A 24,106-nucleotide genomic window follows, 5' to 3' on the forward strand; every position below is an offset into this window, starting at 1 on the left:
CCCGTGATCCGCGACGAGGAGCTGGACGCGCTGCTGCGCACGGCACCGTGGATGTCCGAGGACGGACGCAAGGCCGACCGGTATGCGCGCGTCGACCACGCAGAGCTCGGCCCCGCGGCGCTGCTGCTCGTCGTGGCGGCGGTCGGTGGTCCCGCGTCGGGCAGGCGGTTCTTCGTGCCGGTGGACCTGCGGGGCGGGCGGGAGAGGCCCAGGGAGGCCCACCCCGTGGACGAGTTCCACACGGCCGCGGTGCTCAGGACGCTGGCGGGCGGGACACTGCGGACGGCGCAGGGCGGCGCGGTGGAGTTCCGGAGCGCGGGCGGTACCGCACCCGAGGTGCGGCGGCTCCCCTTCGAGCGGGGCTGGTCGTCCAACGCCCTGTCCCTGATGGAGATCGGCGGTGTGGCGCACATCCACAAGACCTACCGCTGCCTCGACGACGGCGTGCGGGAGCCCGACCTGCTTCGGCTGATGAACGGCACGGGACGCACTCCGGAGTGGACGGGCGACTACACCTACACCGACCCTGCCTCCGGCACCCGCCACCCCCTGGGCGTCGTCTACCGCTACGCGCCCGGCGAGGGCATCGACGTACCGCTGCGGCAGAACCTGCGGTCCCTGTGGCCCGCCCTGTCCCGCCTCCTCAAGGACGGGTCGCCGGAGTCGGTGGCGCGGCGCCATCTGCGTCCGCTGGAAGGGCAGTTGCGCGAGGCCGGACGGTTCCTGCGCGGCTTCCACGCCGACCTGGCCTACCGGCTCGGCGACGGCACGCCGCAGCCCGCCTATCCGGCCGGTGAGCGACTCGCGCAGGCCGAGGACCGGCTCGCCGGGCTGCACGACCGCACCACCGCCGACCCTGCGCTGCCCGGCAGGGCCGTGCGGCGGGCGTTCCGCGCCATGGAGGCGGAAGTGGGCGCGCTGCATGCCGAGTTGGCACGTCCCGGTGCTTCCTGGACGGGCGGCCCCTGCCACGGCGATCTGCATCTGTCGCACCTGCTGTGGCGCCCACCGGCCCTGATCGACCTCTCCACCCCGAGCACCGCTCCCACCGCACCGGGCTGGGCCGCGCAGTCGCCGCTGGAGGATGTCGTCGCGCTGCAGCGCGGCCTTGAGTACTTCGCGGCGGACGAGGCCGCGTTCGAGGCCGCCGGTCGGCTGGGAGCCGACTCCCTGGAGACGATGCTCGGTTCCCTCGACGGCGCGCCCCACCTGCCCCCGGCCCAACAGGACGAGCTGCGGCAAGTGTTCGCGGTCGCGGACCACTGGCGAGAGCGCGTGCGCGAGCTGCTCCTCGGCCCCGCGTCCGGCGGACCGCTCCGGCGACTGCTCTATCTGCGCAGACTGCTCCACGAACTCGCCTACAACCACGCGCACACGCGCCCCTACCACGCCGCGATCGACCTGCGCCACGCCCTGCGGCTCGGCGAAGGCGGCAGCGGCGCCCACCGCGAACCCGAGGACGTGAGGCCGTGATGACCCCCGAGTCCGGGATACCGGTCGAGCCCCGTATGCACATCATCGAGACCTACTTCGAGTGCTGCGGATTCGACCACACCTTCTTGCAGGGCGGCACCTCGGTGTACCTGTGGAACCTCTCGCGGGCCTTCGCCGCGCGCGGCCACCGAGTCTCCATCGTCACACCGGCGCACGGCAGGCTGGACGACCTGCGGTCGCGCTACGACGTGGAGGACCTGCCGTACGAGGACACGTACACCCTGCCCCTCGTCCTGGACCCGCAGGTCTGGCGGGGCTTCCCGGCCGAGGCCGCGATCGAGCTGCGCACGACGGCGCACCGCATCCGGCTCGACGGCGTCGACCTGTACTTCCTCTCCAACGACTACCTCGACCGGCTGCCGACCACGTTCTATCCGCCGTACTCCGCCAAGGGCCGTGACCTGGTCTTCTTCAAGCCGCTCGTCTTCCAGGCCGACAGCGTGCGGTTCCTGCGCGGCTGGTTCGGCGAGGAGCGGGCGATCGTGCACGCGCACGAGCCGTACTACCACTATCTGCTGCCTGCCGCGCTGCGCGACGACCCGACGAAAAGGGTCGTCAGCACCGTGCAGAGCAATATGCCGATCGCGAAGAAGGTGTACGGGCCGAAGGTCCGGCGACTCCTCGAACTCCTCGACGCCAAGGTCGAGTTGCCGACCCGGACGGAGGGCGGGGAAGGCCCGTATCCGGCGGCCGTCCTGCAGTACCAGCAGCTCACCCACCTCCACTACACCTACCCGCCCGACCACATCGCGCTCTACGAGCTCACCGCCGAGCACTCCGACCTGATCGACTTCCTCTCCCCCGGTCAGCTGGACTTCTACGCCTCGTTCCGCGACACCCCGTTCGCCGAGCTCTTCGAGCGGCTCCCGATCGCGGACGTCGTGCGGCGCAACGCGCACAAGATGTTCGTGGGCGGCTGCGCGATCTCCGACGAGTGGCTCGCCCGGGACCCTGCCGACGTCGACCGGGCGGACGTGCTCGGCGGTCTCGGCCTCGATCCCGCCCTGCCGACCTTCTTCCACAACGCGCGCTACGCGGTCCACCACAAGGGTCAGGTGGAGCTGGTGCGAGCCGTGGACCGGGTGCTGAGCGAGGGGCTCGCCGCCAACTTCGTGCTGCGCTGCATCGCCGGGGAGGGCATCGACGACCCCTACTTCCACGAGGTGGCGCGACGGCACGCGGGCCGACTGCACCTGGAGTGGGAGCGGGTCGACGAGGGGCGGGTGTTCGCCTACGCGGCGAGCTCCGACTTCTGCCTCTTCCCTTCCAAGTTTGAGATGGACACCTTCCTCATCGCGCAGGGCGAGGCGATGGTGTGCGGCGCCGTGCCGATCGCCACCGACCAGGAGGGCATGGCGCACTTCCGGCACGCCGAGGGCCCCGCGACGGGCACCGGATTCGCCGTGAACCGGTCGTTCGCCGAGGACGACGACCTGCTCACCGCGGCGCTCACCGGCCGGATCCGGGAGGCGGTGACGCTGTGGACCGAGGAGCGGGACCGCTACCGGGAGCTGTCGGCCCGGGCTTCCGCCGTCGCCCGCGCCTTCACCTGGGAGCGCTGCGCGGACCTGCACCTGGCCGCCTTCGGCCGCCTCTGGCGGGGCGAGCCCGCCGAACCACCGGTCCAACTCGCTCTGCGGCACGGCTGGTTCGAGCAAGTGGAAGATGCGGCGGTGGGGGCCGATGAGGTCAAGGAGGCGGCGGTCGCGCACGGCACCGTGGACGCGTACGAGCGCCACGCCTTCTTGGATACCGACGCTGCCCGCCGGATCTTCGACACCGCCTGGCTGCGGGCCGACTTCGCCGCGTGCGAGCAGGTCATCGACCGGGCGCCGGGCGGTGCCGTGCGGCGGCAGGAAGTGGACCGGCTGCGTGGTCGCTGCCTCGTGGGCGAGGACGGCCGGATCGTCTACCGGCTCCCGCACGCGGAGCGCGTCGAGCTGGTCACCCCCTCCGAAACCGGCGCGGACGGCCGCGCCCTGCCCTCCGTACACCTCCTGGAGCGCACCGCACCGGGCGAGTTCAGCGGCCCGGCGCCCGACGGTCCCGGGGCCCGGCTGCTCCTGACCCTGTCCTCGGGGCGCGTCACGTGGGACGAGGTGCACCATGGCTGAGCCGGACGTGACGAGAACGGTCCGCACGGTGCTGCTCGCGGGCGGCGAGGGCCGCCGCATGGGTCCGCTCGGGACGGGGCGGCTCAAGCCGCTGGTGCCGTACGGCGGGGCCTGCCGCCTCATCGACTTCAGCCTCGCCAACGCGCGGGCCTCGGGCCTCGGCGAGGTGCTGCTCCTCTCCCAGTACGAGGAGCGGCAGCTGATGGACGACCTGCACCGGGTGTGGAACCTGGGGCCGGACTTCCGGGTGCACTTCGGCCCGTACGACACCGCTTACGCCACAGCCGGTGCCGGTCTCCCGGCGGAACTGCCCACCCGTACCTGGCCGTTGGAGCGCGGTACGGCGGACGCGCTGATCCGCAAGAGCGGGTACGTCTTCGGGGGCGAGAGCGGCCGCCGCGACCCGGAGCACGTCCTCGTCCTGCACGCCGACCACGTCTACCGCTTCGACTACCGGCCGCTGATCGACGCCCACCGCGCCTCGGGCGCGGCGCTCACCCTGGCGTACCAGCGCATCGACCCGCGCTGGGTGCACCTGTTCGGCATGGTCGAGTTCGATCCGCGGGGGCGGCTCACCGCGTTCGTGGAGAAGCCGGACGTCGCCACCAGCGACCTGGTGTTCGCGGCCTTCTGCGTCTTCGACGCGGCCGTCCTGCGCCGGTATCTGGAGCTGCTCGACGGCACCGGCTGGCAGCACGACATCAGCAGGGACGTGATCCCCGCGATGCTCGCGGCGGGCGAGCACATCCGCGGCCACGAGGTCGCGGGGCACTGGGAGGACATCGGCACCGTCGAGCGCTACCACCGTGCGCACCTCGCCCTCGCCGCCGCTCCCACGGCCGGGCTGCCCGTCGGGCGCATGCCGTGGACCGTGGCTCCGCAGGTGCGGCGCGCCTGGGTGGCGGACCACTTCGGGGTGCGCTCGTCGGTGGTGCCTTCGGACCTGGTCAACGACGGCCGGGTGGAGGACAGCGTGCTCTTTCCCGGCGTGCGCGTCGGCGCGGGCGCCCGGGTGCGGCGCAGCGTGGTGCTGCCCGGCGCCCGCGTCCCCGCGGGCGCCGACATCGACTCGGCGGTCGTCCTGGAGGACGGGCGCATCCAGCAGACGGACATCAAGCAGGCAGAAGAGGTACGCGCATGAGTGAGCCGCAGTACGACGTCCTGGTGGTCGGCGGCGCGGGGGTGGACACCATCGTGCGCGTCGACGCGCTGCGCCTGCCGCCCGGTGACTCGGTGTTCGTGCCGCCCGTGTACGACTACGTGGCGCACACCGGCAACGGGGTCGCGCTCGGCTGGCACGCCCTCGGTCTGTCCACCAAGTTCATCGACTTCCTCGGGGACGACGCGCAGGGCCGCTCGGTCCTCGACGCGTACGCCACCCGCGGCCTGGACTTCAGCCATGTGGTCTCGCCGCACGGCACCCCGCGCGGCGTCAACCTGGTCGACCCGCAGGGCCGCCGCTTCTCCTTCTACGACGGACGGCACCCCGCGGACCTGCGGCTGCCGCGCGACTTCTACCTGCCGCACCTGGCACGCGCCCGGCACGTCCACCTCTCCATCACCGGCACCAACCGCGACATGTACGACGACATCCGCAGGCTCGGCCCGACCTGTTCGACGGACCTGCACGACTGGGACGGGCGCAATCCGCACCACCGCACGTACGCCCTCGCCTCCGACCACGTCTTCCTCAGCGCGGCCGCGATCCACGACCGGCTGGACGAGGTGCTGCACTCGGTCATCGACGACGGCAGGGCCCGCCTCGTCGTCGCGACGGACGGCGCGGACGGCTGCCACGTCCTGGAGCGCGGCGACACGGAGGTGCGGCACTTCCCCGCGGTGCGTCCCGAGCGGCCCGTGGTCGACAGCAACGGCGCGGGCGACGCCTTCGTCACCGCGTTCCTGCACTCCCTCTTCGAGGGGCGGCCGGTGGCGGAGTGTGTGCTCGCCGGGTCCGTTTCGGGGGCCTTCGCCTGCGGGAGCGCGGGCACCCACACCGAGTTCATCGACCTGCCGGGGCTGCGGGGCGCGTGCGCACGCGCGAGCGCCGCGGCTGCAGGCTGAGGGAGTGGCACGCACGTGCACATCATCAACTTCTCGTACGAGTGCGGCGGTTTCGACAACCGGCTGATGCGGGGCGGTCTCTCGCCGCTGGTCTGGAACCTGTCCCGGGAGTACGCCGCACGCGGTCACCGCGTGTCCGTGATCACCCCGGCCCACGGCCATCTCGACCGGCTCCGGGAGACGTTCCCGGTCGAGGAGCTCGACTACCGCGCCGACCATGTGGTGCCGCTCGTCCTCGACCCCAAGGTGTGGCCGGACCACCCGGCCGAGGTCGACGTCGAGCTGACCACCCGGGCCCACCGGCTCCGCCTCGACGGGGTGGACGTGTACTTCCTGTCCAACGCGTATCTGGACCTGCTGCCCGACCGGCTCTATCCGCCGCCCGGCCTGGAGGGCCGGGACCTGGCGTACTTCAAGCCGCTGGTCTTCCAGGTGGACGGGCTGCGCTTCATCAGGTCCGGCCCGCTCTCCGACGCCGCGGGACCGGAGCCCGCGATCGTCCACGGCTTCGAGCCGTACTACCACTACCTGCTGCCGCCGGTGCTCGCCGCCGATCCGCGGCACCGCACCGTGAGCACGGTCGCGGCCAACGCGCCGGTCGGGCAGCAGGTCTACCGGCCCCAGGTGGAGCGTCTCCTCGCGCTCCTCGGGGCCGACGCGGGCATCGACCTCGACGCGCTCGACGGCCCGCTGCCGCCGGAGGACAGCGCGGCGGCCACGGTCGCGCGGGCCCTCGCGGGCACGCGGATGCACCAGGAACGCCGCCCCGACCACGTCGGCGTGTTCCCCCTGATCGCCACCCACGCGGACCTCGTCGACTTCGTCTCACCCGGCCAGCGCGCCTCCTACAGCACCTTCGAAGGCACCCCCTTCGAGGCGCTCTTCGAGACGCTGCCGGTCGCCCGCGAGCTCCGGGCGCATCCGGACAAGCTCCTGATGGGCGGCTGCGGCGTCGCCGACAGCTGGCTCGGCCGGGATCCGGGGAGCGTGGACCGCGCCACGGTCCTGCGGGGCCTCGGCCTCGACCCCGCGCACCCCGTCTTCTTCCACGCGGCCCGCTACGCCGTGCACCACAAGGGCCAGCTGGAACTGATGCGCGCGGTGGAGGAGGTCCTCGCCACCGACCCGGACGTCGGCTTCGTCATCCGCTGCTCGACGGGCGGCGGCGGCGAGTTGGCTTCGACGGTGGCGAACGCCTACTTCCAGAGCGTCGCCGACCGCCACCCCGGCCAGGTCCATCTGGACTGGCGGCTCGCCGACGAGGACACCCTCTTCGAGCAGGCCGCCTGCGCCGACTTCTGCGTCAACCCCTCCAAGTACGAGCTGGACGGCTTCCTCATCGCCCAGGCCGAGGCGATGGCGTGCGGGGCGGTGCCGATCGCCACCGACCAGCGGGTCACCGGCCACTTCGGGCACGCGCGGCCGCTCGACGACCCGGCGGCGACGGGGTTCTCCGTGCGCGGCTCGTTCCGCGACGACGACCCCGTGCTCGCGCGCGAACTGGCCGCACGCATCCGGCAGGCCGCCGCGGTCTTCCGCGGCGACCCCGCCACGTACGACCGTCTGTCGGCCAACTCGCGCCGTCTCGCCCGGCAGTTCACCTGGCCGCGGAGCGCGGAGCTGCGCCTCGCCGCGTTCGGCACGCTGCTGCGCGGCGAACGGCTCCCCCGCCCCGTCGAGGAGGCCATCGCGTACGGCTGGTTCGACGCGCTGGACGACACGGACTTCGCGCGCCACGGCGAGCGGATCGCGCGGGCGGCGGCCGAACGGGGCGACGCGGCGGCGTACGCGCGGTGCGCCCCGCTGGACGGTCCCGCGCTGGAACGGCTCTTCGAAGCGGCTTACGCACGCGCGGACTTCGCGCGGTGCGCCGATCTCGTGGCGCGCGCGGACCGGGACGACTGGGCGGCGAGGCTGGCGGCACGCTGCCGCTTGACCCGGAGCCCGGACGGCGAGGGGGACGACGGCGGCCGGTGGCGGGTCGAGTACGTCCATGCGGGGGCCGAGCGCGTAGAGGTGGTCGTTGAGTCGGCGGGCGCGGCACGGGACGGGGCGTCGTTGGAGTCCGCCGCCGAGGCCGTCGCCTCGGACGAGGCCGTGCCCGTCGGGAGCGGGGCCGGGTTCCTGGCGCTGCGGCCGGGCGGCGACGGCACGTTCCACGGGACCCTCGACGGGCCGCCCGTGGGGCGGGAGCTGGTCGTCATGGTGACCCTGCGCTCGGGGCGGGTCGCCTGGGACGCGGTACCGGTCGCCGGGGCGGCGCCCCCGCCGTACCGGGTCGTCGCCACCGACCTCGACGGCACGCTGCTGCGCGGCGACCTGACCGTGTCGGACCGCACCCGCCGGGCCCTCGCCCTGGCCACCGGGGCGGGCGCGCACCATCTGGTCGTCACCGGGCGGCCCGCAGCCGCCTGCAAGGAGTTCCTCGCCGCGCTCGGCTACCGGGGCATCGCGGTGTGCGGGCAGGGCGCCCAGCTGTACGACGCCGGCGCGGACCGCCTCCTCGACTCCGCCCGGCTGGACCTCGGGCTTGCCCGGTCGGTGGTCGCGCGGGTCGAGGAGGTGCTCGGCACGCTGGAGCTCGGGGTCGTCACCGCGCCGCCCGAGAGCCGCTTCAAGGTGACGCCGCGCTTCGGCGAGCGGGTCCGCCACGGATGGGACGTGACGGCCGACCGTGCGCGGCTGTGGTCCGGGCCCATCGACAAACTGGTCCTGCACCATCCGGAGGTGCCGGAGGACGAACTGGCCGCCGTCACACAGAGGTTGTGCGGTGACGACGTGTCCGTCGTGCACTCCGTGAAGGGCATGGTGGAGGTGCTGCCGCCCGGCATCACCAAGGGCGCGGGGGTCGAGCGGGCCGCCCGGCTCCTGGGGTTCACGGCCGCCGACACCGTGGCGTTCGGCGACATGCCCAACGACGTCCCGCTCCTCGCCTGGGCGGGCCACGGGGTGGCCGTCGCCAACGCCCACCCCGAGCTGCGCGCCATGGCCGACGAGATCGCGCCGGGCAACGACGAGGACGGCGTCGCCGTCGTCCTCGAACGGCTCTTCGGCCCGACGCCGACCACCTCCACGAGACGACGGGGGGCTCCCGCATGACGGGGAACTCCCCTGGGGCGACCGGCCCTCGCCCGACGGACACTCTCACCGCACTCGCCCACACCCACGCCGTGGCCACCGCCTACACCACCGACCGGGGCCACCGCGCCGACGTCTCGCCGGACACGCTGGTCGCCGTCCTCGCGGCGTGCGGCGTGGACGCGTCGACGGAGGCGACGGCACGCGCCGCTCTGGCGGCCCACCGGCAGGAGCAGGCGGGGAGGCTGCTGCCGCCGTGCGTGGTGATACGGGTGCCCGGCGAGGGCGCACCGAACGACAGCCCCACGCTCCCCGCCCTCCGCCTTCCCCTCCACACCGACACCCACGTCCAGTGGGAGTCCGGCGCCACCACCGCCCTCGTGCCCGAGCTCCCGCCCGGCCACCACACCCTCCACGTCCGCACCCCCGACGGACGCCGGGCGCACGCGCCGCTGCTCGCCGTGCCCGACCGCCTCCCCGCCCCCGCGGACCGCACCTGGGGCTTCCTGATCCAGCTCTACTCCGTGCTCTCGCGCCGCTCCTGGGGCATGGGCGACCTCGGCGACCTGGCCGAACTCGCCTCCTGGTCGGGGCGGGCCCTGCGCGCCGGGTTCGTCCAGCTCGGACCGCTGCACGCCGTGGAGCCGGGCCCGCTGCCCGACCCCTCCCCGTACCGGCCGAGCTCGCGGCGCTTCGCCGACCCGATGCACGTACGCGTGGAGGCGGTGCCCGAGTACGCGTATCTCGACCCGGCGGCGCGCCCCGCCGTGGACCACCTCGCCGCCCGCGCCCGACAGCTGAACGACGCCGTCCTGGACGGGAGTTCACTCATCGACCGCGAGGCCGTGCGCGACCTCAAGCACCGGGCGTTGCGCGCCGTGCACGACGTGCCGCTGTCGCCGGGGCGGGCCGCCGCCTTCGCCGCGTTCGTCGAGCGGGAGGGGCAGGGCCTCACCGACCACGCCACGTGGTGCGCGCTCGCCGACGTGCACGGCGGTGCGTGGCGGTCCTGGCCGGCCGAGCTGCGCGACCCCCGCTCCCCCGCCGTGGCGCGGGCCCGGGAGGAGCTCGCCGGGGCCGTCGACCACCACCGGTGGCTCGCCTGGGTCACCGACGAGCAGCTGGCGGCCGCACAGGCCGCGGCGGTCGGTGCCGGGATGCCGGTCGGGCTCGTCCACGACCTGGCGGTCGGTGTCGCGCCCGAGGGTGCCGACGCCTGGGCCCTGCAGCGCTGTCTGGCCGCGGGCATGAGCGTGGGCGCGCCGCCGGACGACTTCAACCGGCGGGGCCAGGACTGGGGCCAGCCCCCGTGGCGGCCGGACGCCCTGGCCGCCGAGGGCTACCGGCCCTTCGCCGAGCTGCTGCGGTCCGGGCTGCGGCACGCCGGGGCCCTGCGCGTCGACCACGTGATGGGGCTCTCCCGGCTGTGGTGGGTGCCGGAGGGGCGCCCGCCCACCGAGGGCACGTACGTCGGGTACGACCGGAACGCCATGCTCGGGGTGCTCGCGCTGGAGGCGTACCGCGCGGGCGCTGGCGTGATCGGCGAGGATCTCGGCACCGTCGAGGACGGCATGCGCGAGGAGCTCGCCGGGCGCGGCATGCTCGGCACGTCCGTGCAGCGCTTCGAGTACCTGGGCGGCTCCGCGGGGCGGCACGGTCCGCTGCCGCCCGACCAGTGGCGGGCGGAGTGTCTGGCCACGCTCACGACCCACGACCTGCCCACGACGGCGGCCTGGCTCTCCGGCGAACACGTGGACCTGCGGGCCCGGCTGGGGCTGCTGACCCGGCCCGAGGCCGACGAGAAGGCGGCGGCCGCCGCCGAACGCGACGGCTGGCTCGCCGAGCTGACCCGGCTGGGGCTGCTGCCCGACCCGGACGGCGAGGTCGCCGCCCTGCACCGGTTCCTGCGGCTCACGCCGGCCCGGATGCTCGGCGTCTGGCTGCCGGACGCGACCGGCGACCGGCGCCCGCAGAACCTGCCGGGCACCGCCGCGGCGCACCCCAACTGGCGGCTGCCGGTGGCGGATGCGCGGGGCCGCCCGGTCCCGCTGGAGGAGCTCCCCGCGTTCGCGCTGCTGCGGACCCTGGCAGACGTCTTCGCACCCCGGCCCCCGCACCCGAACGAGCACCACACGAACGACACCAAGAACGTGCACGAGAACGCGAACGAGAACGAGAACGAAACCAAGGAGAGACATGGCAGGCCAGGTTCTTGCTGAGGCCGAGGGGGTCCGTGAGGACTCCGGCGGCTTCGACCTGCTCGCACCGGACGGCACCGGCTACCGCGTCGACGTCACGGGCGGGGTCTTCCACCCGGACAACCCGCTGCTCGCGGAGTACGTGGCGGGCCGCCGCGTGGTGGCCTACATCGGCCCCACGGTGGACCGGATCCACGGAGAGCGGCTGCGCCGCTACCTCACCGCCCTTCTGGAGCCGGGCAGTTGGAGCGTGCACACCATCGCCACCGGCGAGCACAACAAGTCGCTCACCTCGGTGGAGGAGGTCTGCGCGACGGCCAAGGCGGCGGGCCTCGACCGGCACGGGGTGATGCTCGCGGTGGGCGGCGGCATCGTCGCGGACATCGTCGGCTTCGCCGCGTCCATGTACGCCCGCGGCATCCGCTACATCAAGGTCAACACCAGCCTGGTGGGGCAGGTCGACGTCGGCGTCGGCGTCAAGACCGGCGTCAACGCCCTGCACACCAAGAACATGTTCGGCGCCTACCACCCCGCCCACGCCTCGCTCAACGACCCGGCGCTCCTGGACACCCTGCCCGCACGCGAGATCCGCTGCGGCCTCGCCGAGATCGTGAAGATGGCGGTGATCCTCGACGGCGACCTGTTCAGGACGCTGGAGCGACACCCGGACGCGTTCCGCCGCGCCCCTTCCGGCATGGGTGGCGCGGGTGACACGGGTGGCGCCGACGTGGAGACGTACATCATCCGTACCGCGATGCGGCTCATGATGGAGGAGCTCTGCCCGAACCTGCGCGAGCACGAGCTCGCCCGGCTCGTCGACTTCGGGCACACCTTCAGCCCGGTGATCGAGACGGCGGGCGGCCACCGCCTGGCCCACGGCGAGGCGGTCGCCGTCGACATGGCGCTCTCCGCGCACCTCGCGCGCCTCCTCGGCCTCACGGACGCGGAGACCTGCGAGCGGATCGTGACCCTGCTCGAACGGATCGGGCTCCCCGTGTACGACCCCGCCACCTGCACGCCCGAGCTGATGACGCAGGCCCTGCGCGCATCGTGGCAGCGCCGCGGCCGCAAGCTGCACCTGGTCGTGCCGACCGCGCTCGGCAAGGCGGCCTTCGTCGACGAGCTGGAGCAGCTGCCGGCGGAGACGTTGCGGGCGGCGCTGGACGCGCTGGCGGACCGGGCGGTGCGGCGCGATGGCTGAGGACGCGGCGGCGACGGGCCGCGGGCGCCCGGTCAACGTACGGGATCTGCTGACCGCCAAGGAGCACGACCACGGCGGCATCGGCGCCATCCTCGCGCACCGCGTCTTCACCCGCGAAGCGGGCGCTCCCGGTGCCGAGTTCATCGACCTGGCCGTCCTGCCGCCCGGCACGTCCATCGGCAGGCACCGGCACGGCGCGGACCGCGAGACGTACATCGTGCTCGCCGGGAGCGGACTGATGTTCCTGGACGGGGAGGAGTTCCGGGTGGCCACGGGCGACGTCGTCGTCAACCGGCCCCACGGCGAGCACGGCCTGCTCAACGACTCCGACGCCACGGATCTGCACCTGCTGGTCTTCGAGGAGGCAGTCCATGGCCATGACGGACACTGACCGGCCCTTCACCGTGCTCGACGTGGGCGGAACCACGCTGCGGGTGGCGAGTTACTCCCCCGCTTCCGGCCGCCTCTCCCGCGTGCGCCGCGTCCCGGTCGAGGGCATGGCCCTTCATCCGGGCGCCCCGGTGCAGGAGCTCCAGGAGCGGGTGGTGGAGCAGATCGTGCGCGAGGTCGCCCGGCACGGCGCCGGGACGGGTTCGGTGCCGCGCGCGGTCGGGATCGCCTTCGCGGGGCCGGTGACCGCGGAGGGTCTTGTCGTCGCGGCGCCGACGGTGTGGGGGCGGCGCGGCGCACCACTGCCCCTCGGCGCGCGGTTGAGCGAGCGGATCGGTGCGCCGGTCGCCGTCGTCAACGACCTCACTGCGGCGGCCTGGCGGTACGCCGCCACGGAGCCCGAGCCGTTCTGTCTCCTCACGGTGAGCTCGGGCATCGGCAACAAGGTCTTCCGCGGCGGTGACGTGCTCGTCGACCCCGCGGGCCACGGCGGTGAACTCGGGCACTGGGTCTGCGATCCCTCGCCCGACGCGCCGCTGTGCGACTGCGGCGGCCGCGGGCACCTGGGCGCGGTCGCCTCCGGGCGTGGCGTGCTCGCGGCGGCCCGGCGCGCGGCGGCCGCGGATCCTGCCGGGTTCGCCGCGTCCCGCCTCGCCGCCCTCTGCGGGGGCGGCCGTTCCGAAGGGATCGGGAATCCGGCGCTCGCCAAGGCGATCGGGGAGGGCGACCCGTTCGCCACGGGGGTGCTCCGCGGCACGCTCGTACCGCTCGCGCAGGCCGTCTCTGCCGTCTTCACCTCGATCGGCGTGTGCCGCTTCATCCTGATGGGCGGTTTCGCGCTGGCGGTCGGGGAGCGCTACCGGGCCCTGCTGGTCGAGGAGTTGGTGCGCCAGGGGTGCTTCGGGCTCACCGCGGACCGCGTGGACGCCCTGGTGTCCCTCGGCGCCCCCGACGACGACCACGGCCTGATCGGCGCGGGCCGCCTCCTGACCAGCAGGGCCGCGTCCGCGGCAGGAACGCCGCCCGTGTGACGCCACCCGCCGCCCGCCCGACTCCGATCCCCCTCCCCGCAGACAGGCCCCGGATGACCACCACCCGTACCCTCATCGTCGGAAGCGGCTTCGTCGGGACCGGTATCGCCCGGCGCCTCGCGCGGGCAGGACATGCCGTCACCCTCGTCTCGCGCACCAGGCCGACGTCGGCGCCCGAGGAGTACGGCGCCCGCTGGTCCGCGCTCGACGCCACCGACGCCGAAGCCTGTGGCCGCCTCCTGGCTCGGCTGCGCCCGGAGCGGATCGTGCTGGTGCACGGTCCTTCCGATGTCACCTGGTGCGAGGAGCACCCCGAGGAGGCCGACGCGGCGCACGCCGCCGTCGCGGCCAACTTCGCCGCGGCCGAGAGCGCTTCGCGCCTCGTCATGATCTCCACGGACAACGTCTTCGACGGTCACGCGTGGCACAACACGGAGCACACCCCCGTCTCCCCCGCCAATGCCTACGGCCGCGCCAAGCGGCATGCCGAGCGCCTGCTGCTCGCGCGTGCCCCGCGGGCGGTCTGTCTGCGGGTCAGCCTCGTCTACGGCCATGAGCCCGTCGACGCGGGCAAGTGGCTCAACTTCTTCGCCGCCTGCGCCCACCGGCTGGCCGACGGCGCGCGCGTCGAGGCGCCGGACGACCACTGGACCACCCCGGTCCACGTGGACGACGTGGCCGAGGTCGTGACCGCGCTCCTCACCGGTACGGACCCTCTCCCCCCGGTTCTGCACCTGGGCGGCCCGGACCGGGTCACCCGCGCCGAGTGGGCCGGGGTGATCGCCGAGGCCCTCGGCGCCCCGGCCGGGCTGGTCGTGCCGGTCCCGAAGGCCCGCAGCCGCTATGCGTCGCGGCCCGAGAACGCCTGCCTGGTCAGCGAGTTGCTGCCGCTGCTGCCCGCCACGTGCGCCGTGCCCGTACGCGGGGTACGGGACGGGGCACGCGACCTGGCCGTGGCGTTCCCGCGACCCGTCAGGCGTCCTCAAGGCGCAGGGTCTCGATCCGGTCCCAGCCACGGGCGGTGATCCGGTCCCGCAGGCCGAGTTCGGCGGTGGTGCGCACCACCAGGCACTGCGGGGGCTGCAGGTGGCAGGCGAAGGCGACGAGGGTTTCCAGGCCGCTGTTGGCCAGGTAGCGGACGCCGGTCAGGTCGAGAAGGATGTCGTCGGCCTGGGCCGGGTCCTGGGGGCGGGCCTTGCCGTGGGCCTGGGTCTGGTCGGTCAGGGCGAGGGCCAGTGGCCCGCGGTGGGTGCTCACGACCTCGCCGGACAGGCGCACGCCGGGGCTGTGGGTGTTGGGCATGATGAGGAGAAGGTCGTCCGCGAAGTAGTCGCGCATGGCAGATCCGATGCCTTGATGCGCCGTGGAAAGGAGGGGCAGCGGTAGAAGTGGATCCCGCCGCGGGCGGTCCTTCACGCGGTGCTGTGAAGCGGAGGCAGAGCCCCGCTGAGAGCAGCCGCTGGCGTAGAGGCCCACTCCGGGCCCGAGAGGTCGCCGGAAGGTCATCGCCGCGCTAACAGCAACAACGGACCACGGGCTGTTACTCAGCGTACCCTCATCACCACGTATTCGGTAGAGGCATATGCAGGCGGAGACGAACGCCGCCCCGCGCGGGAAAGCGCGGGACGGCGGCGTCGGAACGTTGTGCCAGGACGTCAGTTCGTGGCGCCCGAGCAGCTCTTGGCACCCACGTGCACGGCGACCGCGCTCTTCGCGGCGACGGTCGCCGCCAGTCGGCCGTCGCCGTCGACGGTCACGGGCTTGCCGGACTGGACGTCGCAGTACTCACCCGCGGGCAGCGACGTCTGATACGTCTCCTTCAGCTCGCCGTCACCCGCGTTGATGGCGACGAAGGCCTTGTCGCCGCGGCCGAAGGCGATGGCGTTGCCGCCGTTGTCCCACCAGTCGGTGACTTCGGCGCCGCCCGCGGAGTTGCGGAAGGCGACCATGCTCGCGATCTGCGGCTGCGCGTGCTGGCACACCCACGCGTCGCTGGAGCAGTCCGCCTTGCCGTCGGCGGGCGGCCCGTCGTCCTTGCCGTTGAACGCATACCCGGAGTGGACGTCCGGGGAGCCGTACGGGAAGGCCAGCGCGAAGACGTGCGCCAGGGTGTAGGGGGCGCCCTGCTTGTAGGTGAGGACGTTGCCCTGGCGCTCGGTGTCGTGGTTGGCGACGAAGACGGCCGCGGACTCCGAGGGCAGCTTGCCGTCGGCGATGTTCTTCAGTCCGGCGAGGCTGCCGCCTTCGAAGGCGCCCTTGAGGGCGTACGCGTAGTTGAACTCCTGGACGTCGCCGGTACCGAGGTACTCGCCGGGCTGCACGTCCTCGCCCGGTCCGGGCAGCGTCTCCTGCTTCCAGTACGCGTTCGGGTCGCTCAGCTGCGACTTGATCGCCTTCAGGTCGTCCTCGGGCATGTGCTTGGCCGCGTCGATGCGGAAGCCGTCTACGCCGAGGGTGAGGAGGTCGTTCATGTATCCGGCGATGGTCTTGCGGACGTGCTCCTCGCCGGTGTCCAGGTCGGCGAGGCCGCCGAGTTCGCAGTTCTGGCTCTCCTCCCGCTTGGTGTAGTCCTGGATCTCCTTCTTGCAGTTGTCCATGTCGGCGTCCCCGTAGGTGCCGGGGTAGTCGTACTTGGTGAACTGCGTGCCGCCGGAGCCGGTGCCCTGGCCGTTGGTCATGTGGTTGATGACCGTGTCGGCGACGACCTTGACCCCCGCGTCGTGGCAGGTGCCCACCATGCTCTTGAACGACGCGCGGTCGCCGAGCCGGGAGGCGATCTTGTAGCTGACCGGCTGGTAGGCGGTCCACCACGACGGGCCCGCCAGACGCTCCTGTGGGGGTGAGGTCTGGACGTATCCGTAACCGGCCGGGCCGAGCGTGTCCGTGCACGCCTTGGCGATGGAGTCGAAGTTCCACTCGAACATCACCGCGGTGACGTCCTTCCCGGCGGCCGCCGTCCGGCTCTTCGCGACGGGCGCCGCCTCGCTGGGCTGCTGGGCTCCGAGCGAGAGGCTGCCCGCCGCACCGGCCGCCAGTGCGGCGCCCAGGACGGCGATTTTGCGGGGTCTCGATATACGGCCGTGCATCGAAGGCCTCCTACGTGGGGGGAAGGTGGGGGGATGGGGGTCCGCGGAGGCGGCGGTGTGGTGGCGGCGCAAGTCCCTTCGCTGACACCGCCGTTGACGGCTTTATGAAAACTGCCGCCTCCTTGCTGAAAGTTGTTGCAGTCGGACCATAGGAGGCCCCTGTTGAAGGGTCAACCCCTCTCCCAGAACCGCTCGCCTCGCGGCGTCGGCCAGCACCCGTCGATCGGTGCCCCACAGCGGGGCGTGTGCCGTGACCCGCACACTCAGGCCGCGGGCGCCCGCCACCCGGCGCAGCGACGCCGTGAAGTCCTCCTCGCCGAGGAAGGCGGCGGCAGTGCTCGGGCCACCGCCCTGGCGGTACTCGACCGTCACGGGCCGGACGGGCGCGCCCGCGTCGACCGCCGCCTGGAAGGCGGCCCGCCGGAACCGGCCGCCCGCCACCGAGCACCAGGTCGTCGCCTGCGGGAAGACGAGCACCGACGTGCCTGCGCGCAGGGAGTCGGCCAGCTCCGCGACGAGGGACGGCAGTGCGCGCGGGCTGCCGTCCCGGTCGATGAACCGCGTGCCCACGCGCCGGGCCAGCGCGCCGACCACCGGCCACTGGCCGACCTCGCGCTTGGCGAGGACGCTCACCGGCTCGACGGCGAGCAGGGCGATGACGTCGAGCCAGGAGATGTGGTTGGCGACGACCAGCGTGCCCACGCCACCCGTGCGGCCCGTCCGCACGCTCAGCGACGCGGCACCCACACCCTCCGCACTCTCCACACCCACCCCGAGCGCGCCCAGGACCGCACTGGCCTCGGCCTGGAGGGTCGACGGTTCGGCGAGCCGGTCGCCACGGGCCACGGCCCTGGTCAGGGTGTACGTCAACGTGGCGTACCGGCGTGCGAGTTCGCCCAGCGGCACGCGCGGGTCCGGGTCGGTGGCGCAGCTCGCCGGACAGCCGCGGTCGACCGTCCACGCGCTCATTGCGCGTCCTCGCCGAGGAAGTAGCGGCGATGGCGCGCGCTGAGGCGCTCCATGTCGAGGAGGACGAAGAAGTCCGCGACGTCGAACTCCGGGTCGTGGGCGGGGGCTCCGCACACCCACGCGCCGAGGCGGAGGTAGCCGCGCAGCAGGGGCGGCAGGTCGGCGTAGGCCGGGCTTTCCGGTGCCGGGCCGCCGGGGGTCCACGGGCGCCGGGGGTGCACGCGGAGCTCGGGCGGCGCCGCGTGCTTGGCGGTGCCGAGCAGCCACGCGGCGGCCGCGGCCCGCCCGCCGTCCGCAAGCGGCACGGAGGCGCAGCCCGCCAGGTACCGGTGGCCGGAGAGCAGGACGTAGCGGGCGAGGGCGGACCACATCAGGTTGATGACGGCGCCGGAGCGGTGGTCGGGGTGGACGCAGGAGCGGCCCGCCTCGACGATGGCGGGCCGCAGGCCGTTGAGCGCGACGAGCTCGAACTCCCCGTCCGAGTAGGACTGGTCGGCCCGTCCCGGCGGGAGTATTCGATACGTCCCGACGACCTCGCCGGTCGAGGTGTCGGTGACGATCAGGTGGTCGGCGAGGTCGTCGAAGGCGTCGATGTCGTGGCCGGGGAGGGGCGTGTCGAGGACGGCGCCCAGCTCTTCGGCGAAGACGCGGTGGCGCAGCCGCTGGGCCGCCCTGATCTGTTCGGTGGTGTCCGCGATGGAGGTGACGTACGAGCTGGTGGGGGTCGCGACGAGCGGCGTCGAGGGCATGACGGTTCCGTTTCTCGGTTCGATGGGGACGACGGAGTCGGAGAGAAGGGGAGTCGGGGAGACGGAGGGCCGGGGCCGAAGGGCGGCCGGGGTGAGACGAGCGGGTCTCATCCGGCCTGCGCCGCCGCAGCTCCGCACCGGCGCCCATTCAGCAAGGTGACGGCGCCGCTTGAACTGCGCGCTTCAGGCGTGCGTCGACCTGCCGTCGGGCTCACGTCCGAATCGGACCGCACCGGCTGCGCCCCCGGTGTCCGGGGCACTCACGGCAAAGCACATCGCCGTCGCCGCAGGCCCCGCCACCCCACTCCGGACCGCCCCGACCGACCGCCCTGCGCACCCGAGAACCGCACCGCGGGCGCATCAACAACGCCCGACCACCCGCACAGAAACCCAATCCGCCCCCACCCGGCCAACAGCCTGCGCACCCGAAGCCCTCACCACGGAACGCATCAACGACTCCCCACCGCCCACACACACCCAATCCGCCCCCACCCGGCCGACAACCTGCGCACCCGAGACCCTCACCGCGGGCGCATCAACGACGCCCCCACCACTCGCACAGAAACCCAATCCGCCCCCACCCGGCCGACCCGCCTGCGCACCCGAAGCCCTCACCACGGAACGCATCAACAACGCACCCACCACCCGCACAGAAACCCAATCCGACCCCACCCGGCCGACCCGCCTGCGCACCCGAGGCGCTCACGGCGGGCACCGCGACAGCGCCCCGCCACCCGCTCAGAAAGCCGGTCCGGCTCCGCCCCGGCCCACGGCCTGCGTGGTCTCCAGGCGGCGCGTGCGGTAGCTGTCCGCGTCGAGGGTGACGATCTCCGCGTGGTGGGCCAGCCGGTCCACCGTCGCGGCGGCGGTCGCGCTGTCGCCGAACACCTCGTCCCAGCGGCCCAGCGGCCGGTTGCCGGTGACGATCAGCGAGGCCCGCTCGTAGCGGTGCGAGACGAGCTGGAAGAGGAGCTGGGCGGCCTCGCAGTCGAACGGGACGTAGCCGACCTCGTCCACGACGAGCACCGGGTACGAGTCGAGCCGGGCCAGCTCCTCGGCAAGACGCCCCGCGGCCTTCGCGTCCGCGAGCCGCGCTCCCCACTCGGCGGCAGTCGCGAACAGCACCCGGTGACCGGCCTGACAGGCCCGTACGCCCAGGGCGACAGCCAGATGCGTCTTGCCGGTGCCGGGGCCCCCGAGCAGCACCACGTTCGCCTTGCGGGTGACGAAGTCGACCTTCCCGAGGCGGGTGATGACCTGGGGCTCGGGCGCCCGCAGATGCGACTCGTCGAACATTTCGAGGACCTTCCTGGCCGGGAACCCCGCGGCCTCGATGCGCTCCTCCGCACCGGTCCAGGGCTCCGCAGCCTTCCCGTCCCTACCGTCCCCACCGTTCACACCATCCGCGCTGTCCGCCCCGTCGCCCCCGGCCGCCCTGCCGTCCCGCTGCGCGGGGACCACCGCGACCTGCGCGTGCTCCTTCGCGGCACGCGCCTTCGCCTCGTGGGCCGCCATGGGCCCGGACATATAGGCGAGGATGGCCGCGGACGCGATGAACGCCATGTGGATGACCGTCCCCCACATCAGGTCGTGCCGGGGCGTGTGGTGCACGTCGACGAACATCTGGAGCAGATGCACCGACGAGATCCCCACGATGGCGGTGGCCAGCTTGACCTTCAGGACGTTGGAATTGACGTGCGAAAGCCACTCCGGCTGATCCCGGTGGCCCTGCAGTCCGATCCGCGAGACGAAGGTCTCGTACCCGCCGACGATCACCATGATCAGCAGATTGGCGATCATCACCACATCGACGAGCTTGAGGACGGCGAGCATGACGTGCGTCTCGTCCGCGTGCCCGCTGATGACGTGATCGATGAGGTGCCACAACTCGTTGAAGAACTTGTAGACGTACACGCCCTGCGCGGCCACCAGGCCGAAATAGAGGGGCGCTTGGAGCCAACGGGTCGCGAAGAGGGCACACCCAAGGGTGGTCATGTTCGACGGGGACGAGGTGGAGCGGGACACCGGACCTCCAACAGCCGTGAGGCTCGTCATTGTTGTGGTCCGGCACCGACAATCTGAATTCGAGCCACCCGTTGGGGTTAATAGAAATCCAGTCGGACAGGAACGTCGCATGTCACCTCCCCCTTCGCTGCCCCTCGCGGGCATCACCGTCGTCAGCCTCGAGCAGGCCGTCGCCGCGCCTTTCGCCACCCGGCAGCTCGCCGATCTCGGGGCACGGGTGGTCAAGGTCGAGCGGCCGGGGGGCGGTGATTTCGCACGGCGGTACGACACCACCGTGCGGGGGCAGGCCAGCTACTTCGTCTGGCTCAACCGGTCCAAGGAGTCGATCACCCTGGACCTCAAGTCGGAGCGGGGCCTGGCGATCCTGGAGGAACTCCTCGCGGGTGCCGACGTCTTCGTGCAGAACCTCGCCCCGGGCGCCGCCGCCCGGCTCGGTCTCGGCGCCGAGGAGCTGCAGGAGCGCCACCCGTCGCTGATCCCGTGCACCGTCAGCGGCTACGGCACGGACGGGCCCTGGGCCGACCGCAAGGCGTACGACCTGCTCGTGCAGTGCCAGACCGGGCTGCTCCAGCTCACCGGCACACCGGACGAGGCCGCGCGTGCGGGGATCTCCGTCGCTGACATCGCCGGGGGGATGTACGCGTACAGCGGCATCCTGTCGGCGCTGTACACGCGGGCGACGACGGGGCGGGCCCCCACGGTCGAGGTGTCCCTCTTCGACGCGCTCGCCGAGTGGATGGGCCAGCCCGCCTACTACACGCGGTACGGCGGCACCCAGCCGCCCCGCGTCGGCGCCCGGCACGCGACGGTCGCGCCGTACGGCCCGTTCACCGCGTCCGACGGCAAGGACGTGCTGCTTTCGGTGCAGAACGAGCGTGAATGGGCCGCCCTGTGCCGCGAGTTCATCGGACGGCCGGAGCTGGCCGATGAGCCGCGCTTCGCCACGGGGTCGGCCCGGGTGGCGCACCGCGACGCGCTCGACGCGATCATCTCCGCGCGCTTCGCGGAGCTCGACAGCGCCGCGGCCATGGAACTGCTCGACCGCACGGGCATCGCCAACGCCGGGGTCAACTCGGTCCACGAGTTCCTGGCCCACCCGGTGCTCACCGAGCGCGGACGCTGGCAGGACATCCGCGTGCCGGGCACACCCGAGCCCGTACAGGCCCTGCTGCCCCCGGCCATCCTCTCCGGTGTCGTCCCGCGCATGGACCCGGTGCCGGATGCGGGCGAGCACACCGACGCGATCCTCGCGGAGCTCGGCCACGGCCCGGACGACGTCGCCCGGCTGCGCGCGGCGGGGGTCTGCCGGTGAGCTCCCTGGACGCCCTCTCGCCGGAGGAGCAGCTGGTGGTCACCACCGTCCGCGACTTCGTGGACCGTGAGGTCAGGCCGGTCGCCAGGGAGTTGGAGCACTCCGACACCTATCCCGAGGCGCTCATCGAGGGGATGAAGGAGCTCGGGGTCTTCGGCCTCGCCGTTCCCGCGGAGTTCGGCGGGACCCCCGTCTCCACGCCCTGCTACGTCCTGGTCACCGAGGAGCTGGCCCGCGGCTGGATGAGCCTGGCGGGCGCGATGGGCGGCCACACCGTCGTCGCGAAGCTGCTGCTGCACTTCGGCACCCCGGAACAGCGGCGGCGCTGGCTGCCCCCGATGGCCACCGGCGAGGTGCGGGCCACCATGGCCCTGACGGAACCGGGCGGCGGCTCGGACCTGCAGGCGCTGCGCACGGTCGCGCGGCGCGACGAGGGGGGCGGCGGGTACGTCGTCGACGGCGCGAAGACCTGGATCACCAACTCCCGCCGCTCCGGGCTGATCGCGCTGCTCTGCAAGACCGACCCGGACGCCGAGCCCCGGCACCGCGGCATCTCCGTGCTGCTCACCGAACACGGCCCGGGCCTCACCGTCTCGCGCGACCTGCCGAAGCTCGGCTACAAGGGCGTGGAGAGCTGCGAGCTGTCCTTCCACGGCTACCGCGCCCCGGCCGACGCCCTCCTCGGCGGCGTCGAGGGCAAGGGGTTCGGGCAGATGATGAAGGGCCTGGAGACGGGGCGGCTGCAGGTCGCGGCCCGTGCGCTGGGGGTGGCCCGCGCCGCGTTCGAGGACGCGCTGCGCTACAGCCAGGAGCGCGAGTCGTTCGGCGTGCCGATCTGGCGGCACCAGTCCATCGGCAACTACCTCGCGGACATGGCCACTTCGCTCTCCGCGGCCCGCCAGCTGACCCTGCACGCGGCCCGCGAGGCCGACGCGGGGCGGCGCGTGGACATGGAGGCGGGCATGGCCAAGCTCTTCGCTTCGGAGACGGCCGTGCGGATCACCCTGGACGCGATCCGCATCCACGGCGGCCACGGCTATTCGACGGAGTTCGACGTCGAACGCTACTTCCGCGACGCGCCGTTGATGGTCGTCGGCGAGGGCACCAACGAGATCCAGCGCACGGTGATCGCGCGACAGCTCGTGGCGCGCGGCGGCACGGACCTGTGAGCCGTGCCGCACGTGCGGCGACCGTCAGCCGTCGGCGGCGACGCCGAGCCCTTCGAGTACGACCGCGTTCGGGAGCCCGGCGAACACCTTGCCCGGCACGATGAGCTTGCCGCGCCGACTGCCGCTGCCCACCAGGACGTACGGCAGATCGGCCACGGCAGCGTCGACCAGCAGCGGCCATGCGGCGGGCAGCCCGATCGGCGTGATGCCGCCGTACTCCATGCCGGTCTCCCCCGTCGCCGTGTCCATCGGCGCGAACGAGGCCTTGCGGGCACCCAGTTGGCGGCGCACCACGCCGTTCACGTCAACGCGCGTCCCGGACAGCACGAGGCACGCGGCGAGCGTGGTCCCACCGCCGCGCTTGCCCGCCACGACGACGCAGTTGGCGGACCGGTCGAGCAGCCCGGGACCGTAGTGCTCCAGGAACGTGGCGGTGTCGGCCCACCGCGGGTCGGTGTCGACATGGATCAGGTCGTCGGCCGGGACGGGCCCGCGCCAGCCGCGCACGGCCTCCGCGACGGGCGGCACCAGCAGGTCGAGGGCTTCGGGGGCGGGGCTGACGACGTCGAATTCACCGAAGGGAGCACGCATGGCGGCACGCTAACAGCCGTCAGTAGGAGCCCGCGTGCGCGGGCGGCACCGAGACCGACATCGTCATCTCGACGGGCTCGGCACCCTTGTTGTGGTAGCCGTGCGGCACGTTGGCCTCGAAGGTGGCGGCCGTCCCCGCGGCCACGGCGTGCTCGGCGCCGTCCACGACGAGTGTCAGTTCGCCCCGCGCGACGTGCAGCAGCTCGATGGTGCCCGGCGGATGCGCGTCGGAGTCACTGCCCTCGCCCGGCATCAGGTGCCAGGACCACAGCTCGAACGGTCCGCGCGCCTCGGCCCCCACGAGGAGCGTGGTACTGCTCCCTGCCTCCGTGGACCACATGCGGACCGCCTGCTCCGGCGGCACGAGGCGGACGTGCGCCCCCTGTTCGTAGTCGAGGAGCGTGGTGATGCTGACGCCCAGCGCGTCCGCGAGCTTCACCGTGATGCCCACGCTGGGGTTGGTCCTGGCCTGCTCGATCTGGATGATCATGCCGCGGCTCACGCCCGCGCGGGCGGCCAGGGCGTCGAGGGTGAAGCCCCTCTCGTTGCGCCAGCGCTTGAGGTTGCGGGCGAGCGACTGGGTCAGCTGGTCGAGGTCCGACACATTTCCGTCCAATATTCTGGATGACAGAGTT

Annotated in this window: 18 protein-coding genes and 1 pseudogene; 12 read left to right on the forward strand and 7 right to left on the reverse strand. The window is 73.1% G+C overall.

Translation table 11 applies throughout. The annotated features are described in order from the left end of the window. Positions 1-3 precede the first annotated feature (3 nt). Genes ABZV77_RS34385 through ABZV77_RS34430 form a run of 10 tightly spaced genes read left to right on the forward strand, consistent with a single transcriptional unit; the run spans position 4 to position 14,595 of the window. Positions 4-1,473, forward strand: a complete 1,470-nt coding sequence (locus ABZV77_RS34385) for a phosphotransferase (protein ID WP_356265704.1) — start codon at positions 4-6, stop codon at positions 1,471-1,473. Beyond that, a complete protein-coding gene (locus ABZV77_RS34390) occupies positions 1,473-3,608 on the forward strand; it encodes a glycogen/starch synthase (protein WP_356265707.1) in 2,136 nt (711 codons plus the stop codon). The genes ABZV77_RS34385 and ABZV77_RS34390 overlap by 1 nt, the downstream gene beginning before the upstream one ends. Further along, positions 3,601-4,749 carry a sugar phosphate nucleotidyltransferase gene (locus ABZV77_RS34395; RefSeq protein WP_356265709.1) on the forward strand — a complete coding sequence of 383 codons (1,149 nt, stop codon included), beginning with the start codon at positions 3,601-3,603 and terminating at the stop codon, positions 4,747-4,749. Before ABZV77_RS34390 ends, ABZV77_RS34395 begins: the two co-directional genes overlap by 8 nt. Next, the gene (locus ABZV77_RS34400; protein ID WP_356265712.1) at positions 4,746-5,672 is read left to right on the forward strand and encodes a PfkB family carbohydrate kinase; all 927 of its coding nucleotides are present in this window, start codon (positions 4,746-4,748) and stop codon (positions 5,670-5,672) included. The genes ABZV77_RS34395 and ABZV77_RS34400 overlap by 4 nt, the downstream gene beginning before the upstream one ends. Positions 5,673-5,687: 15 nt before the next feature. Beyond that, entirely contained in the window at positions 5,688-8,771 is a 3,084-nt protein-coding gene (locus ABZV77_RS34405) for a Cof-type HAD-IIB family hydrolase (protein ID WP_356265715.1), read from the forward strand. Next, positions 8,768-10,969, forward strand: a complete 2,202-nt coding sequence (gene malQ, locus ABZV77_RS34410) for a 4-alpha-glucanotransferase (protein ID WP_356265717.1) — start codon at positions 8,768-8,770, stop codon at positions 10,967-10,969. Before ABZV77_RS34405 ends, malQ begins: the two co-directional genes overlap by 4 nt. After that, a complete protein-coding gene (locus ABZV77_RS34415) occupies positions 10,947-12,149 on the forward strand; it encodes a sedoheptulose 7-phosphate cyclase (RefSeq protein ID WP_356265719.1) in 1,203 nt (400 codons plus the stop codon). Before malQ ends, ABZV77_RS34415 begins: the two co-directional genes overlap by 23 nt. After that, positions 12,142-12,540 carry a cupin domain-containing protein gene (locus ABZV77_RS34420; protein ID WP_356265722.1) on the forward strand — a complete coding sequence of 133 codons (399 nt, stop codon included), beginning with the start codon at positions 12,142-12,144 and terminating at the stop codon, positions 12,538-12,540. The genes ABZV77_RS34415 and ABZV77_RS34420 overlap by 8 nt, the downstream gene beginning before the upstream one ends. Next, positions 12,527-13,570, forward strand: coding sequence for an ROK family protein (locus ABZV77_RS34425; protein WP_356265724.1), 1,044 nt, complete (start codon positions 12,527-12,529; stop codon positions 13,568-13,570). Before ABZV77_RS34420 ends, ABZV77_RS34425 begins: the two co-directional genes overlap by 14 nt. Positions 13,571-13,623: 53 nt before the next feature. Continuing rightward, positions 13,624-14,595, forward strand: coding sequence for a sugar nucleotide-binding protein (locus tag ABZV77_RS34430; RefSeq protein WP_356265727.1), 972 nt, complete (start codon positions 13,624-13,626; stop codon positions 14,593-14,595). Here the strand turns inward: ABZV77_RS34430 and ABZV77_RS34435 are convergent. The 5 genes and pseudogenes from ABZV77_RS34435 to istB all read right to left on the reverse strand — a co-directional run bounded on the left by ABZV77_RS34435 (position 14,543) and on the right by istB (position 20,369). Further along, positions 14,543-14,908 (reverse strand): hypothetical protein, encoded by a 366-nt coding sequence (locus ABZV77_RS34435; protein WP_356265730.1) that lies wholly within the window; start codon positions 14,906-14,908, stop codon positions 14,543-14,545. The two genes, ABZV77_RS34430 and ABZV77_RS34435, sit on opposite strands and share 53 nt — an antisense overlap. Positions 14,909-15,231: 323 nt before the next feature. After that, a pseudogene (locus tag ABZV77_RS34440) lies at positions 15,232-16,656 on the reverse strand (alpha-amylase family protein); the annotation flags it as partial. 102 nt (positions 16,657-16,758) lie between these two features. Further along, complete coding sequence (locus ABZV77_RS34445) at positions 16,759-17,625, reverse strand: lysophospholipid acyltransferase family protein (RefSeq protein WP_356265733.1); 867 nt, start codon at positions 17,623-17,625, stop codon at positions 16,759-16,761. Further along, the gene (locus ABZV77_RS34450; protein ID WP_356265736.1) at positions 17,622-18,374 is read right to left on the reverse strand and encodes a GNAT family N-acyltransferase; all 753 of its coding nucleotides are present in this window, start codon (positions 18,372-18,374) and stop codon (positions 17,622-17,624) included. The genes ABZV77_RS34445 and ABZV77_RS34450 overlap by 4 nt, the downstream gene beginning before the upstream one ends. Positions 18,375-19,112: 738 nt before the next feature. Next, complete coding sequence (istB, locus tag ABZV77_RS34455) at positions 19,113-20,369, reverse strand: IS21-like element helper ATPase IstB (protein ID WP_356265990.1); 1,257 nt, start codon at positions 20,367-20,369, stop codon at positions 19,113-19,115. Between the two features lie 139 nt (positions 20,370-20,508). Here istB and ABZV77_RS34460 point away from each other — a divergent pair, with 139 nt between their 5' ends. Both ABZV77_RS34460 and ABZV77_RS34465 read left to right on the forward strand, forming a co-directional pair. Next, positions 20,509-21,711 (forward strand): CaiB/BaiF CoA-transferase family protein, encoded by a 1,203-nt coding sequence (locus ABZV77_RS34460; protein WP_356265739.1) that lies wholly within the window; start codon positions 20,509-20,511, stop codon positions 21,709-21,711. Beyond that, entirely contained in the window at positions 21,708-22,880 is a 1,173-nt protein-coding gene (locus tag ABZV77_RS34465; protein ID WP_356265742.1) for an acyl-CoA dehydrogenase family protein, read from the forward strand. The genes ABZV77_RS34460 and ABZV77_RS34465 overlap by 4 nt, the downstream gene beginning before the upstream one ends. A gap of 24 nt (positions 22,881-22,904) precedes the next feature. Here the strand turns inward: ABZV77_RS34465 and ABZV77_RS34470 are convergent, their stop codons facing one another. Both ABZV77_RS34470 and ABZV77_RS34475 read right to left on the reverse strand, forming a co-directional pair. Beyond that, positions 22,905-23,471: a YbaK/EbsC family protein gene (locus tag ABZV77_RS34470; protein ID WP_356265745.1), complete on the reverse strand. Its 567-nt coding sequence runs from the start codon at positions 23,469-23,471 to the stop codon at positions 22,905-22,907. Positions 23,472-23,490: 19 nt separating this feature from the next. Beyond that, entirely contained in the window at positions 23,491-24,075 is a 585-nt protein-coding gene (locus tag ABZV77_RS34475) for an XRE family transcriptional regulator (protein ID WP_356265748.1), read from the reverse strand. Positions 24,076-24,106 lie beyond the last annotated feature (31 nt).

It is taken from the genome of Streptomyces sp. NPDC004732, assembly GCF_040609235.1.
GTDB lineage: Bacteria > Actinomycetota > Actinomycetes > Streptomycetales > Streptomycetaceae > Streptomyces.